Annotated in this window: 12 protein-coding genes and 1 riboswitch; of the genes, 5 read left to right on the top strand and 7 right to left on the bottom strand. The window is 70.8% G+C overall.

Annotated features, from left to right (window positions below):
• Positions 1-27: 27 nt before the first annotated feature.
• Positions 28-1,494: a DNA polymerase IV gene (locus OG408_RS06590; protein WP_266776349.1), complete on the top strand. Its 1,467-nt coding sequence runs from the start codon at positions 28-30 to the stop codon at positions 1,492-1,494.
• Here the strand turns inward: OG408_RS06590 and OG408_RS06585 are convergent.
• Positions 1,419-1,787 carry a PRC-barrel domain-containing protein gene (locus OG408_RS06585; RefSeq protein WP_266776348.1) on the bottom strand — a complete coding sequence of 123 codons (369 nt, stop codon included), beginning with the start codon at positions 1,785-1,787 and terminating at the stop codon, positions 1,419-1,421. The two genes, OG408_RS06590 and OG408_RS06585, sit on opposite strands and share 76 nt — an antisense overlap.
• Before the next feature lie 113 nt (positions 1,788-1,900).
• A riboswitch (glycine riboswitch) is annotated at positions 1,901-1,998 on the top strand.
• Between the two features lie 193 nt (positions 1,999-2,191).
• Between OG408_RS06585 and gcvP the strand changes: the two genes are divergently transcribed.
• Positions 2,192-5,074: an aminomethyl-transferring glycine dehydrogenase gene (gene gcvP, locus OG408_RS06580; RefSeq protein WP_326668837.1), complete on the top strand. Its 2,883-nt coding sequence runs from the start codon at positions 2,192-2,194 to the stop codon at positions 5,072-5,074.
• Between the two features lie 93 nt (positions 5,075-5,167).
• Here gcvP and OG408_RS06575 read toward each other — a convergent pair whose 3' ends face one another.
• Positions 5,168-5,374 (bottom strand): DUF5999 family protein, encoded by a 207-nt coding sequence (locus OG408_RS06575; RefSeq protein WP_136326371.1) that lies wholly within the window; start codon positions 5,372-5,374, stop codon positions 5,168-5,170.
• A 311-nt stretch (positions 5,375-5,685) separates the two neighbouring features.
• The gene (locus OG408_RS06570) at positions 5,686-6,279 is read right to left on the bottom strand and encodes a hypothetical protein (protein ID WP_266776343.1); all 594 of its coding nucleotides are present in this window, start codon (positions 6,277-6,279) and stop codon (positions 5,686-5,688) included.
• A gap of 480 nt (positions 6,280-6,759) precedes the next feature.
• Here OG408_RS06570 and OG408_RS06565 point away from each other — a divergent pair, with 480 nt between their 5' ends.
• A complete protein-coding gene (locus OG408_RS06565) occupies positions 6,760-8,265 on the top strand; it encodes a glutamate-cysteine ligase family protein (protein WP_266776341.1) in 1,506 nt (501 codons plus the stop codon).
• Positions 8,266-8,372: 107 nt separating this feature from the next.
• Here OG408_RS06565 and OG408_RS06560 read toward each other — a convergent pair whose 3' ends face one another.
• The gene (locus tag OG408_RS06560; RefSeq protein WP_266776339.1) at positions 8,373-10,160 is read right to left on the bottom strand and encodes a substrate-binding and VWA domain-containing protein; all 1,788 of its coding nucleotides are present in this window, start codon (positions 10,158-10,160) and stop codon (positions 8,373-8,375) included.
• Between the two features lie 184 nt (positions 10,161-10,344).
• Between OG408_RS06560 and OG408_RS06555 the strand changes: the two genes are divergently transcribed.
• On the top strand, positions 10,345-11,124 hold the full coding sequence (locus OG408_RS06555) for a CPBP family intramembrane glutamic endopeptidase (protein ID WP_285571140.1): 780 nt from the start codon (positions 10,345-10,347) through the stop codon (positions 11,122-11,124).
• Between the two features lie 95 nt (positions 11,125-11,219).
• Here OG408_RS06555 and OG408_RS06550 read toward each other — a convergent pair whose 3' ends face one another.
• Positions 11,220-12,038: a PhzF family phenazine biosynthesis protein gene (locus tag OG408_RS06550; RefSeq protein WP_326668831.1), complete on the bottom strand. Its 819-nt coding sequence runs from the start codon at positions 12,036-12,038 to the stop codon at positions 11,220-11,222.
• A 197-nt stretch (positions 12,039-12,235) separates the two neighbouring features.
• Here OG408_RS06550 and OG408_RS06545 point away from each other — a divergent pair, with 197 nt between their 5' ends.
• Positions 12,236-12,877: a PadR family transcriptional regulator gene (locus tag OG408_RS06545; protein ID WP_266776333.1), complete on the top strand. Its 642-nt coding sequence runs from the start codon at positions 12,236-12,238 to the stop codon at positions 12,875-12,877.
• Between the two features lie 97 nt (positions 12,878-12,974).
• Here OG408_RS06545 and OG408_RS06540 read toward each other — a convergent pair whose 3' ends face one another.
• Both OG408_RS06540 and OG408_RS06535 read right to left on the bottom strand, forming a co-directional pair.
• On the bottom strand, positions 12,975-13,406 hold the full coding sequence (locus OG408_RS06540; protein WP_266776331.1) for a type II toxin-antitoxin system Rv0910 family toxin: 432 nt from the start codon (positions 13,404-13,406) through the stop codon (positions 12,975-12,977).
• 97 nt (positions 13,407-13,503) lie between these two features.
• Positions 13,504-13,680 (bottom strand): hypothetical protein, encoded by a 177-nt coding sequence (locus OG408_RS06535; RefSeq protein ID WP_266776329.1) that lies wholly within the window; start codon positions 13,678-13,680, stop codon positions 13,504-13,506.
• Positions 13,681-13,758 lie beyond the last annotated feature (78 nt).

Here is a 13,758-nt window from a genome sequence, read left to right as displayed (position 1 = left end):
CAGTGCCGTAGGGCAACATCGATTGATGTGAGAGCCGCGCCCACCATCCTGCATCTCGACATGGACGCCTTCTACGCCTCTGCGGAGCAGGCGGCGAAGCCGAGTCTGCGCGGCAAGCCTGTCGTGGTGGGCGGGCTCGGGCCGCGCGGGGTCGTCGCCACCGCCTCCTACGAGGCGCGGCGATTCGGGGTGCACTCGGCGATGCCGATGGCACAGGCCAGAAGGCTGGCGCCGAACGCGGCCTACCTGGTGCCGCGCTTCACGCTCTACCGCACGGTGAGCGAACAGGTGATGGAGCTGCTCGGCCGGCTGTCCCCGCTGGTGGAGCCGCTCAGCCTGGACGAGGCCTTCGTGGACCTGGAGGCGGGCGGTACGGCCGACGACACGGCCTCGGCCCTGGCGATCGGCGAGCAGCTGCGCGAGGCGATCGAGGCGGTCACGGGGCTCAGCGGCTCCGTCGGTCTCGCGGGCTCCAAGATGCTGGCGAAGATCGCCTCCGAGGAGGCGAAGCCCAACGGGATCCTGCTGATAGAACCGGGCACGGAGCGGGAGCTGCTCGCTCCCATGCCGGTGCGCACCCTGCCCGGTGTCGGGCCCGCCACCGCCGACCATCTGCGCCGCGCCGGCATGACGACGGTCGACGACCTGGCCGAAGCGGGGGAGGCGGAGCTCGTACGCCTGCTGGGGAAGGCGCACGGCAGCTCCCTGCACCGCATGGCGTCCGGTCACGACGACCGGCCCGTCGTCGCCGAGCGCGACGCGAAGTCGGTCTCGGTCGAGGACACCTTCGACACCGATCTGCACGACCGGGTCCGGGTCAGGACCGAGGTGGAGCGGCTGGCCGACCGTTGTGTCCAGCGGCTGCGGGCCGCGGGTCGATCGGGGCGCACGGTGGTGCTGAAGGTGCGGCGGTACGACTTCTCCACCCTCACCCGCTCCGAGACCCTCCGCGGGCCCACCGACGACCCCACGGTGGTCCGGGAGGCCGCGGCGCGGCTCCTGGAGTCCGTGGACACCACCGGGGGCGTACGGCTGCTGGGCGTCGGTGTCACCGGGCTCGCCGACTTCACGCAGGAGGATCTGTTCGCGCAGGCGGCCGACGAGCGGGCGGCCGCCGCCGTGGCCCCCGAGGAGCCGGCCGACGCGGGGACGGGCACCGCCGAGGAAGCGGCCGGGGCCGCGCACGAGGAGACCGCGCAGGAGAGCGCCGAACAGCTCGCCGCACGGCGCTGGCCGGCCGGACACGACGTACGGCACGACACCCACGGGCACGGCTGGGTGCAGGGGAGCGGGGTCGGCCGGGTGACCGTGCGGTTCGAGGAGCCGGAATCGGCGCCCGGCCGGGTCCGCACGTTCCGTATCGATGATCCGGAGCTGCAGCCGGCCGACCCGCTGCCGCTCGTACGGAACCCGGTGGACTACTCGTCCTGGCCGGCCAGCTTGCCGAAGTCGCGGTCCGGGGCGCTCTCGGCGGGCGCCGAGTCCAGACCGTAGTGACGGTAGAGCTGGAGCTCCTGTTCCGGCGAGAGATGGCGGCCGACCCCGAAGTCGGGTGCGTCCTTGATCAGGGCGCGGTCGAAGGGGATGCGCAGGGCGTCCTCGACGAACTCGCTCGGTTCCAGCGGGACGAACGCGTCCCGGCTGAACAGTCCGGTGCGTACGGCCGCCCACTCCGGCACACCGGTCGCGTCGTCGAGGTACACCTCGTCCACGGTTCCGATCTTGGTGCCCTTGCGGTCGAACGCCTTGCGGCCGATCAGGCTGCGCGGATCGATGTCGGTCTGCACGGTCCCTCCCACTGGTCGCGACTACTCCACAGGCACTACAGAAGTGCAGATCCGTGGCGTCGGCCACTCGAGAAATGCGCCGGGAACCCCGCTGGTACGCTGGTGTCGGCTGCTGACCCCGTGCGGGAGAGTCCTCCGGAGAAATTCCGGCAGGCGCCGAAGGAGCAAATCCTCCCCGGAATCTCTCAGGCCCCCGTACCGCACGGACGAGGTCACTCTGGAAAGCAGGGCGGGTTTCGCGCGGCCACGGCCGGGCCGGACCCCGTCCTCACCGACGGTGAAAGCCGGTGCGCCCCGCGGGCACCGGTGAAGCTCTCAGGTTGAGATGACAGAGGGGGAGGCCGTTCGGGCACCCCGCGCCGTGGTGCCCCTCGCAGGTCGTGACAGACCAGGAGGCCTCCATCATGACCCCCCGCACTTCGCTCTCCCAGCTGGAACAGGGCATCCCGTTCGAGCAGCGTCATATCGGTCCTGATGCCGAGGCACAGGCGAAGATGCTCGCCCAGGTCGGCTACGGCTCGCTCGACGAGCTGACCGCCGCCGCGGTGCCCGATGTGATCAAGAGCGCCGAGGCCCTGCGGCTGCCGGACGCCCGGACCGAGGCCGAGGTCCTCGCCGAGCTGCGCCTCCTCGCCGACCGCAACCAGGTCCTGGCCCCGATGATCGGGCTCGGCTACTACGGCACGTTCACCCCGCCGGTGATCCTGCGCAACGTGATGGAGAACCCCGCCTGGTACACGGCGTACACGCCCTACCAGCCGGAGATCTCCCAGGGCCGCCTCGAAGCCCTCCTGAACTTCCAGACGATGGTCGCCGAGCTCACCGGGCTGCCCACCTCCGGCGCCTCGCTGCTCGACGAGGGCACCGCCGCCGCCGAGGCCATGGCGCTGGCGCGGCGCGTCGGCAAGGTGAAGAACGGCGTCTTCCTGGTCGACGCGGACTCCCTGCCGCAGACCGTCGCCGTCATCGAGACGCGCGCCGAGCCGACCGGCGTCGAGGTCGTCGTCGCCGACCTCAGCGACGGCATCCCGGCCGAGATCGCCGAGCGCGGCGTCTTCGGCGTGCTGCTGCAGTACCCGGGCGCCTCCGGTGCCGTACGCGACATCAAGCCCGTCATCGAGCAGGCCCACGGACTCGGCGCGATCGTCACCGTGGCCGCCGACCTGCTGGCGCTCACGCTGCTCACCTCGCCCGGCGACCTGGGCGCGGACATCGCCGTCGGCACCACCCAGCGCTTCGGTGTCCCGATGGGCTTCGGCGGACCGCACGCCGGCTTCATGGCCGTCCGCGAGAAGTTCGCCCGCAGCCTCCCGGGCCGCCTGGTCGGCGTCTCCGTCGACGCGGACGGCAACAAGGCCTACCGGCTGGCCCTGCAGACCCGCGAGCAGCACATCCGCCGCGAGAAGGCCACCAGCAACATCTGCACCGCGCAGGTGCTGCTCGCCGTGATGGCCGGCATGTACGCCGTCTACCACGGCCCCGACGGGCTGCGGACGATCGCCCGGCGCACGCACCGCTACGCCGCGATCCTCGCCGAGGGCCTGCGTGCCGCCGGTGTCGACGTGGTCACCGGCGCCCACTTCGACACGCTCACCGTCCGGGTTCCGGGCCGGGCCGCGGAGGTCGTCGATGACGCCCGTGGCCGCGGGGTCAACCTGCGGCTCGTCGACGCCGACCTCGTCTCGCTCGCCTGCGACGAGACCACCACCCGCGCGCAGGTCGCGGCCGTCTGGGCGGCCTTCGGCGCCGACGGCGACATCGAGGCGCTGGACGACACGACCGCCGACGCGCTGCCCGAGGGGCTGCTGCGCACCGACACGATCCTGACGCACCCGGTCTTCCACCAGCACCGTTCCGAGACCGCGATGCTGCGCTACCTGCGCAAGCTCGCCGACCGTGACTACGCGCTGGACCGCGGCATGATCCCGCTCGGCTCCTGCACGATGAAGCTGAACGCGACCGCCGAGATGGAGTCGATCACCTGGCCCGAGTTCGGTGCGCTGCACCCGTTCGCGCCGGCCGAGCAGGCCGAGGGCTTCCTGACGCTCATCCATGAGCTGGAGGAGCGGCTGGCCGAGGTCACCGGTTACGACGCGGTGTCCCTCCAGCCGAACGCCGGCTCGCAGGGCGAGTTCGCGGGGCTGCTGGCCGTCCGCGCGTACCACCGCGCCAACGGTGACGAGGGCCGTACCGTCTGCCTGATCCCGTCCTCCGCCCACGGCACCAACGCCGCGAGCGCCGTGATGGCCGGTATGAAGGTCGTCGTCGTGAAGACCGCCGACGACGGCGAGGTCGACATCGAGGACCTCCGCGCCAAGATCGCGCAGCACCGCGACGAGCTCGCCGTGCTCATGATCACCTACCCGTCCACCCACGGTGTCTTCGAGGAGCACGTCGCCGACATCTGCGCCGAGGTGCACGACGCCGGCGGCCAGGTGTACGTCGACGGCGCCAACCTCAACGCGCTGGTCGGCCTCGCCAAGCCGGGGCACTTCGGCGGCGACGTCTCGCACCTGAACCTGCACAAGACCTTCTGCATCCCGCACGGCGGCGGCGGCCCCGGTGTCGGCCCCGTGGGGGTGCGCGCGCACCTGGCGCCGTACCTCCCGAACCACCCGCTGCAGCCCGCCGCGGGTCCGGAGACCGGTGTCGGGCCGATCTCGGCCGCCCCGTGGGGCTCGGCCGGCATCCTGCCGATCTCGTGGGCGTACGTACGTCTGATGGGCGGCGAGGGCCTGAAGCGTGCGACCCAGGTCGCCGTGCTCGCGGCCAACTACGTCGCCAAGCGCCTGGAGCCGCACTACCCGATCCTGTACAACGGCCCGGCCGGCCTGGTCGCGCACGAGTGCATCGTGGACCTGCGGCCCATTTCCAAGGCGACCGGCGTCAGCATCGACGACGTCGCCAAGCGCCTCATCGACTACGGCTTCCACTCGCCCACCATGTCGTTCCCGGTCGCGGGGACGCTCATGATCGAGCCGACCGAGAGCGAGGACCTCGCGGAGCTCGACCGGTTCTGCGACACGATGATCGCCATTCGGAGCGAGATCGAGAAGGTGGCCTCGGGCGAGTGGACCGCGGACGACAACCCGCTGGTCAACGCCCCGCACACCGCGGCCGCGCTGGGTGGGGACTGGGACCACGGCTACAGCCGCGAGGTGGCTGTCTTCCCGGCCGGTGTCCCGGTCGCCGACAAGTACTGGCCGCCGGTGCGCCGGATCGACGGTGCGTTCGGTGACCGCAACCTCGTCTGCTCCTGCCCGCCGCTGGAGGAGTACGACAACTGACCGTGGGACGCCGGAACACGGCGGCGTGACGCGGACATGCGTGGGGGCCGGTGCGGAGACTTCTCCGGGCCGGCCCCTTTCCGTACCGGCGGCTCAGGCCGCCTTCACCACCCGGCCCGTTCCCAGCGGCCGGTGCGGGGCGATGATCTGCCCGTCCGGGAGCAGCTCACCGGTGTCCTCGAAGAGCAGGACGCCGTTGCACAGCAGGCTCCAGCCCTGTTCCGGATGGTGCGCCACCAGACGGGCGGCTTCCCGGTCGGCTGAGTCGGCTGTCGGACAGGGTGGCTGGTGCTGGCACATGGATGGGTTCTTTCGCTGCGTAGAGTCGAGTGTCCTGCGGCTTGAAGAGGTGTTCACGGCCGCCCCCCGTATCGATCGGTCCGGTCCCAGTGTTGCCCCACGGGCGTCAATCCGCAGGGATTTCGCAGCAGCGCTTCCTCTCCTCTCATGACGCATCACCCGCCCGGACGGTTCAACGCAACTGCACTGTCACTTCGGGTGGTTCGGGGTGGCCGGATAGGGCTAGTCCGGATGGGCACCCGCCGCCCCCGAGGCGCTGTGCCCCGCCACCGGAGCCGGTGGCGGGGCACAGCGCACGTGGTGGAGCCGAATCAGGCGGGTGAACCGAGCAGGGGGCCGGGACCGGGTGCGATGCGGGTGGTGATCACGGGAAGGAGATCAGCGACCCGGTGCGGACGGTGTGCCGCGATTCCCGGTGGGGCGGGAGCCAGGGGGACCAGCAGATCGGCCGGCGCGGGGGACCCGCCGGCTGCGTCGGCCTCGGTGTCCCCGTGCAGCCACAGGGCCAGCATGTAGAGCTCGGGGATGGACAGCAGCCTCGGCTGGTACGGGGTGACCGACGCGTCCGCCTGGCGCAGGGCGAGTTCGGTCGAGGCGATGTACGGGCCCTCGAAGAAGTGCGAGAAGGTCCAGCCGTCGGGGGTGAGCATCGTGTCGGCCGCGGCGACCGGCCGCTCCGTGCTGCTGATCAGGAAGCGCCATGCGGCGAGCCGGGTGGTGGGCGCGAGCCCGTCCGGTCCGATGCGGTCCAGTACATGGACGGGGAGCGGATGTTCGGGGCTCAGAGGTCCCTGGACGGACCGCAGGCCGGGGGTACGGGCCTCGCGGACCGCGGTCGGTGAACCGAGCGCCGCGAGAACGCTTCTCAGCGCGGGCGCGGGAGCAGGGGGAACGTGCAGCGGCATAGTGGGTCGCCTCTCACTTCGGAGACACGGTGGAGCGTGGGCGGGTGCAGACGGCGCTGTCGGCGTGCGGGGCCAGAGGAGGCCGGTGACTGGGCCGGTGCGTCAACTCTCTGCCTCGTCCGCGGAGTTTATACGACACGTGTTCACGCGGTGTTTCCACTAGCCGCCACGGCTATTGCCGGCAAGGCGGTATCCGGACTTAATTATGCGGAGATTATGCTGATTCGGTGCGAGCGGCGCAGCCACCGCCTCGGGTTTTTCCCGTACAGCGGTAGGCTGAAACGTACCGGTGCTTTCCCAGAGCACGTGCGGGGAAACTGCGCACCCAACCATGCCGCGTGAATGTGCCGCGGGCCACAGTCATCAGATTAGCGGCTACGCGGCGGCCGTGGGGCGTTATGGATCACTCTGCCTGGGCATTATCGACCGTGACGCGAGCGGCCTGGGCCGCGGGCCGCCCACTCGAGGAGGGACACCCCGATGGGGGAGAAGGTCGTGGCGGGCGCTTTTGACCTGTCCGATCGGCTGAAGTACCGGCGGAAGCTCCATCAGTGCCTGGAGGGACTGGAGAGGCTCCTGGCGGAGCGGAGGTTCGACCGGCCGCGCAATCTCATGGGCATGGAGATCGAGCTGAATCTGGCCGGGGCCGACGGTATGCCGAAGATGTTGAATGGGCAGGTACTCGACCGCATCGCGAGCCGGGATTTCCAGACGGAACTGGGGATGTTCAATCTCGAAGTGAACATAGTTCCCCACAATCTGTCAGGGCGTGTTCTCGATCAGCTGGCCGAGGAGTTGCGGACCGGCCTCGGATATGCCGACCGGAAGGCCGCCGAGGTCGATGCCGGGATCCTGATGATCGGAATACTTCCCACGCTCGGACGTGAGGACATGGTCCGGTCCAATCTCTCCGACGTGGACCGCTACGCGCTGCTCAACGATCAAATGGTGGCAGCGCGCGGCGAGGATTTCTCCCTGGATATCGAAGGCGTCGAGAGACTGGTCTGCACCTCCGGTTCGATCGCACCGGAGGCGGCCTGCACCTCCGTGCAACTGCACCTCCAGGTGACGCCGGAACGCTTCGCGGACGTGTGGAACGCCGCCCAGGCCGTGGCCGCGGTGCAGGTGGCGCTGGGCGCCAACTCCCCCTTCCTGTTCGGCCGCGAGCTGTGGCGGGAGTCGCGGCCGCCGCTCTTCCAGCAGGCCACGGACACCAGGCCGCCCGAACTGCAGAACCAGGGGGTGCGGCCGCGGACCTGGTTCGGCGAGAAGTGGGCGGGTTCGGCGTACGAGCTCTTCGAGGAGAACCTCCGCTACTTCCCCCCGCTGCTGCCCATCTGCGACGACGAGGACCCCCTGCGGGTGCTCGACGAGGGAGGGGTGCCGGGGCTCCAGGAGCTGGTCCTGCACAACGGCACGGTCTACCGGTGGAACCGCCCGGTCTACGGGCTCGCGGACGGCGTACCGCACCTGCGGGTGGAGAACCGGGTGCTCCCCGCGGGCCCGACCGTCGCCGACGTGATCGCCAACACGGCGCTCTACTACGGACTCGTCCGGGCGCTCGCCGAGGAGTCCCGTCCGGTGTGGACCAGGATGCCGTTCACCGCCGCCGCGGAGAACTTCGAGACCGCCTGCCGCCACGGCATCGACGCCGAACTGCTCTGGCCGAGGCCGGGCCGCTCGGGCGGACTGACCCGCGTACCGGCCGTCAAGCTCGTCCGGGACGAACTGCTGCCGCTCGCCGCCGCGGGGCTCGACGCCTGGAACATCGAGCCCGCGGACCGCGACCACTACCTCGGGATCATCGAGGAGCGCTGCCGGCGGCGGACCAACGGGGCGTCCTGGCAGGCGGACGCCTACCACCGGGCCCGGGAGTCCGGGCTGGGACGCGGTGAGGCGCTCGCCGCCATGACCCGGCGGTACACCGAGCTGATGCAGGCCGGTGAGCCCGTGCACAGCTGGCCGGCGGGCGTTCCCGGCGAGTGAGGCCGGCGGGCGTTCCCGCACGATGGGGCCGCCTGGGATCCCGGGTCACTGAGCGGAGCCATGCGGGCGCGGCCGGCCGCGCCCGCATGGCTCCGGCGGCACCGGTCCTACTCCTCCCCGGCGCGGCCGCTCTGCCCGGCCGTCATGACGGCCTGCAGGATCACGGCCTGGATCTCCGCCGGGTCGTTGACCTGGTACCCGCCGCCGCCGGTCACCTTCGCTATCTCGTTCACCTCGTCGCGGTCGGCGTCGGGACCCACCGCGATGGCGAGCAACGGCACCGGGCGCTCCGGATCGGCGATCTTCTTGAGCTCGGCGATCAGGGCGGAGCGCGAGATGGAGCGCTCGTCCTGGTTCGAGCCGTCGGTGAGGATCACGACGGCGTTGAACTTGCCCTTCACATAGGTGCGCTGCGCCTCCTTGTAGGCGGCCAGCGCGGTGTCGTACAGACCCGTCGCGCCGTCCGGCACGGGCTTCAGCGCCGCGAACGCCGCGGCGAGCTTCTCGCGGTGCGTGCCGCCGCCCTTGGCCGGGTCGCCGAGCCGGGCGGTCGCCACCAGGCTGCGGTAGTCCTTCTCGCCGTCGAGGGTGGTGGCGAACTCCCAGAGTCCGATCTCGTCGTTCGGGGTGAACTGGTTGAGCGCCTGGATCAGGGACGCCTTGGTGACGTCCATCCGGGACTGGTTGCGGCCCGGCACGATCGTGGCCATCGACCCCGAGGCGTCGACGACGGTGGTGAGCCGCGCGCTCTGCACGGTGATCGTCCACATGCCGAGCGTCTCCTGCAGCACCTCGTCCGAGGGCGGGGTGCCGGGAGAGGTCTCGTACGGCTGTGGGGACTTGGCGCCGGCCGATGCGGTCAGGGTCTCGTCCGCCGTGCCCTCGACGGTCCGGAAGCCGTGCTCCTGCAGGGTGCGCTGCGAGGCGTCCTCGGACAGCAGCGTCATGAACCGAAGCGCCGCCCGGCTCTCGTCGGTGGTCTGCTCCTCCTCGTTGACCAGGGTGAACGGGTAGTTGAGGAGCGGGGTGCCGTCCTTGGGGTAGAAGAGGTCGAGCTTGCCGCCGTCCGTCGACTCGGCGTTGTGGGCGAACGCGGCCTGCTCGGAGAGCAGCACCGCCTGGTTGCGTGACGGGTTGCCCTGCTCGGCGCCGGAGCTGTCCTGCGGCAGCGTCTCGACGACCTGGGTGTCGCCGTCCGACATGCGCTGGGCGAGCAGCTTCGCGGTCGCCGCGGCCCTGGTGTCGCTGTCCCCGCCCAGTTTGTCGGAGGAGATGCCGATGCTCGTGAGCGCCAGCAGACCGGTGGCGCTGCGCGCCGGGTCGGCCGAGCCGAGACGGACCTTGTCGGACTCCATCGCCGCGGCCGTCAGCTCAGCCCAGGAGTACTGCTTCTCCGGCCAGCCGAGGGTCTTGGCCGCCGACGGCACCATGGCGAGGGTGACGGGTGAGGTGGCGACGGAGTCGCCCGGGGTGATCGGAACGGCGTCCCCGTTGCCCTTCGCCCTGTTCAGCCAGAGGTCGGAGTCGGGCAGCCACATCTGGTAGTCCGGCGGGCGGGTGCCGCGGGCGAGGGCGTCCGCGACCTTGTACGAGTCACGCGCCACCACGTCCACGTCCACACAGTGGCCGTCGGATCTCAGGTCGTCCTTGCGTGCCTTGTCGGCGACGGCACGCACGGCGGGCGCGATGTCCGGGGAGGTCATCATGGTCAGATGTACGGCGGTGTCCTCGCAGGACTTCGAGAACGACAGCAGGCCGCCCTGTGCCGCGACCGCCGTTCCCGCGGCCACCGCGAGAACGAGCATGGTGGCGATGGCTACGGTACGACGGCGGCGCGGCGGGCGGTCCCCGCTTCCGTCCGCGGCGTAGTCGTCCGGCAAGCTGTGACGTCCCATGTCGGTGGTGCCCCTCCTTGAGGATGAACAAGGAAAAGGGGGACCACACCATCGGCGATGGTGCTCGTCCCCCGGCCTGTCGCGCATGATCTTCGTACCTGCATTCGAGACCCTAGCGGGGTGCGGGGCGGCTTGGGACGTGAATGCATAACTGAGGGCAGGTGTACAGGTGGAGGCGGGGCGCGTGGCTGATTCTTTTCCTCAGGAGGCCGTGTCACGACGGATCTTGCGGTCCGAGACGGTGTTGGTTCTGGCTCTCTCGCTGGGGGCCAGCGGGGTGTCTGCCCTGATCAGTTTTGTCGGATCCCTGACGAAACCAGGGGGTTTGAAGGATCAGGCGGCCACCCTCAACAGTTCCTACGCGCCGGGACGTCCCTGGCTTGATCTCGCCTGGCAGCTCTTCGGAATCACCACGGCGCTGGTGCCCGTCGCGCTGGTGGCGCATCTGTTGATCAGGGAGGGTGCGGGGCTGCGGGTCATCGGTTTCGACCGGACCCGGCCGATGTCGGACCTGGGGCGCGGCGCGCTGGTGGCGGCGGGGATCGGGAGCGCCGGTCTGGCCTTCTACCTGGTGGCCCGGGCGGCCGGCTTCAACCTCACGGTCGTGCCCGAGTCGCTGCCCGAGGTGTGGTGGAAGTACCCGGTCCTCATCCTGTCGGCGATCCAGAACTCCGTGCTGGAGGAAGTGATCGTCGTCGGGTATCTGCTGCGCCGGCTGGGGCAGTTGGGGTGGACCCCGATGGCCGCCCTGGTGGCCAGTTCGGTGCTCCGCGGCTCCTACCACCTCTACCAGGGCATCGGCGGCTTCATCGGGAACATGGTGATGGGCGTCGTCTTCGTGCTCCTGTACCGCCGCTGGCAGCGGGTGGGGCCGCTGGTCGCCGCGCACGCCCTGCTCGACATCGGCGCGTTCGTCGGTTACGCGCTGCTCGCCGGGAAGGTGGGCTGGCTGCCCACGCCGTGAGCCCGGTGCGGGGTGAGTGACGGGAGGGGGTGTGCGGCTCGTACCGCACACCCCCTCCGGTCGTCACGGGACGAGCCGTGCGCCCACTTCTGCCGTCACAGGGTGACCAGCAGTTCGCCGTCCACGACCGTCACGGCGCGGCCCGTCAGCAGGGTGCGGTCGCCGCGCAGCGAGGTGCGGACCAGTCCGGACCGGGCGGACGCCTGCAGGCCGGTCAGCTCGTCGCGGCCGAGCCGGGCCGACCAGAACGGAGCGAGGGCGGTGTGGGCGCTGCCCGTCACCGGGTCCTCGTCGATGCCCACGGCGGGGAAGAAGCCGCGGGAGACGAAGTCGTAGCCGCGGTCCGGGGCGGCGGCGGCCGTCGCGATGACCCCTCGCCGGGAGAGTGCGGCCAGGGCCGCGAAGTCCGGGGCGAGCGCCCGTACGGCGGCCTCGTCGGCCAGTTCCACGAGCAGGTCGCCCACATGGGGACCGGTGTCGTGCACGGAGAGCGGTTCGGCGCCCAGCGCGGCGGCCAGGCCCTGCGGCGGGGTGTCGGGGGTCAGCGGGGCGGTGGGGAAGTCCAGGGAGATCGAGCCGTCCGGAGCCGTCGTCGAGGTGAGCACCCCGCACCGGGCGGCGAAGCGCACCGTGCCGGTCGCGGTCGCCGTGGTGTGCAGGACGTGGGCGGTGGCCAGGGTGGCGTGGCCGCACATGTCGACCTCGGTGGACGGGGTGAACCAGCGCAGCGCCCAGTCCGCGGTACCGCCGGGCGGCAGCGGGTGGGCGAACGCGGTCTCGGAGAGGTTCAGCTCCGTGGCGATCTGCTGGAGCCGGCTGTCCTCGGGGAAGCCCTCCGGGCCCAGCAGCAGGACTCCCGCCGGGTTGCCGGCGAAGGGGCGGTCGGTGAACGCGTCGACGATACGAATCCTCATGAGCCGACCGTAGGGGCGGGGCGAAGCCGCAGGCCAAGGCCAATTCCGGGTCGGCGGCTCGGAAATCCCGGCGAAGGTGTTTGCCAGGCGACCGGTTCCGATATATCGTTGACGCATCGCGACAGTACAGCGATAGGCGGTACGGCCATCAGCCGTGCTGCGACAGACAAGTGATCAAGATGAGAAGGAGTGCAGTCATGCGTTCACATGGACATGAGCACGGACATGAGCACGGGCACGGACACGGTCGTGGCCCCTTCGGTCCCGGTCGGGGCGAGCGGGGCGACTTCGAGGGCCGCCGGGCGGCCTTCGGGCAGTTCGGACCGCCTTTCGGCGGCGGTCCCTTCGGTGGCGGTGGTCCCTTCGGGGGCGGACGCGGCCGGGGCGGCGGACGGGGAAGGGCGCGCCGCGGTGACGTACGCGCGTCGATCCTGGCGCTGCTGACGGACCGGCCGATGCACGGTTACGAGATGATCCAGGAGATCGGCGAGCGCAGTGGTGGGGCCTGGCGGCCCAGCCCCGGCTCGGTGTATCCGACCCTCCAGCTCCTGGAGGACGAGGGTCTGATCGTCAGCGAGAGCGAGGGCGGCAAGAAGCTGTTCACGCTGACCGAGGCCGGCCGCACCGAGGCCGAGTCGGGCCCTGACGCGCCCTGGGAGGATGCCGGGCGCGGCGTCGACTGGGAGGGCATGAACGAGATCCGGCAGGCCGGGTTCGGTCTGATGGAGGCGTTCGGCCAGGTCTGGAAGACCGGCTCGCCCGACCAGCGCGAGAAGGCGCTGACCGTCATCAACGAGGCGCGCAAGAAGCTCTACCTCATCCTCGCCGACGAGGGCTGAGCCCGGCGGTGGGAGAGTCCGGCGCAGAGGTGTACCGAAGGGCCCCGCGGCAGTGCCGCGGGGCCCTTCGTGCTGCCGGTGGCCGCTGTGGCCCCGGTCAGGCGACGATCAGACCGTCCAGCTTGCGCAGCGACTCGACGAGCGCCGCGGTGGCCGAGTCCTTGAGCTTGCCCGCCATCAGTGAGACCGCGGCGCCGGTGAACTCGCCGTCGATGCGGACCGCGGTGGCGTCCCCGTCGGGGGTCAGTGCGTAGCGCATCTTCAGGTTGACCCCCATCGGGCCCTTGCCCGTGGTCGTCAGCAGCCGGCCGGCCTCCAGCTCCGAGACCGTCCAGGTCACCTCGGCCGGGAAGCCCATCAGCTTCAGGTTCTCCTCGTAGGTCGCCGAGAGTTCGAGCGTGGCCGGACCACCCTTGGGGAAGCTGGTGTGGGTGGCGTTCCACTCCGCGTACGCGCTGAAGTCGGTCAGCTGCGCCCAGACCTTCTCGGCCGGTGCCTCTATACGCGCCTCTGCACTGACTTCGGCCATGCGACCACCCCTTCTCGACGGGTTACGGTGTCGCGGAACGTAGCCGCAGCGGCCGGAACATTCAATACTGATGAAGCGTCAGATCTGCCGGATCCGGTCAGGTCCGCCAGATCAGGGCCGCGTCGAACCGGTCGGACGCGCGGGGGTGCGGTCCGTCGTCGTGGCAGTGGAACGCCGCCCAGAAGAGGTCGGCGGGCAGGGCGTCGGGCGGCGCGTGGACCCGGTAGACGTAGTCGCGCCCGTCGAGCGCCGGCAGCGAGACAAGCCAGCTCACTTCCGGCACCCCCTTCTGCCGCCGCAACAGTGTTCCGGGCTGTGGGACGCCCCGGAGGAGGCTTCCGGTTGCCGCGGG

It is taken from the genome of Streptomyces sp. NBC_01257 (assembly GCF_035917255.1).
Classification (GTDB): domain Bacteria; phylum Actinomycetota; class Actinomycetes; order Streptomycetales; family Streptomycetaceae; genus Streptomyces.
The sequence above is the reverse complement of the archived record's forward strand: the minus strand, read 5'-3'. Positions and strand labels throughout refer to the sequence as shown.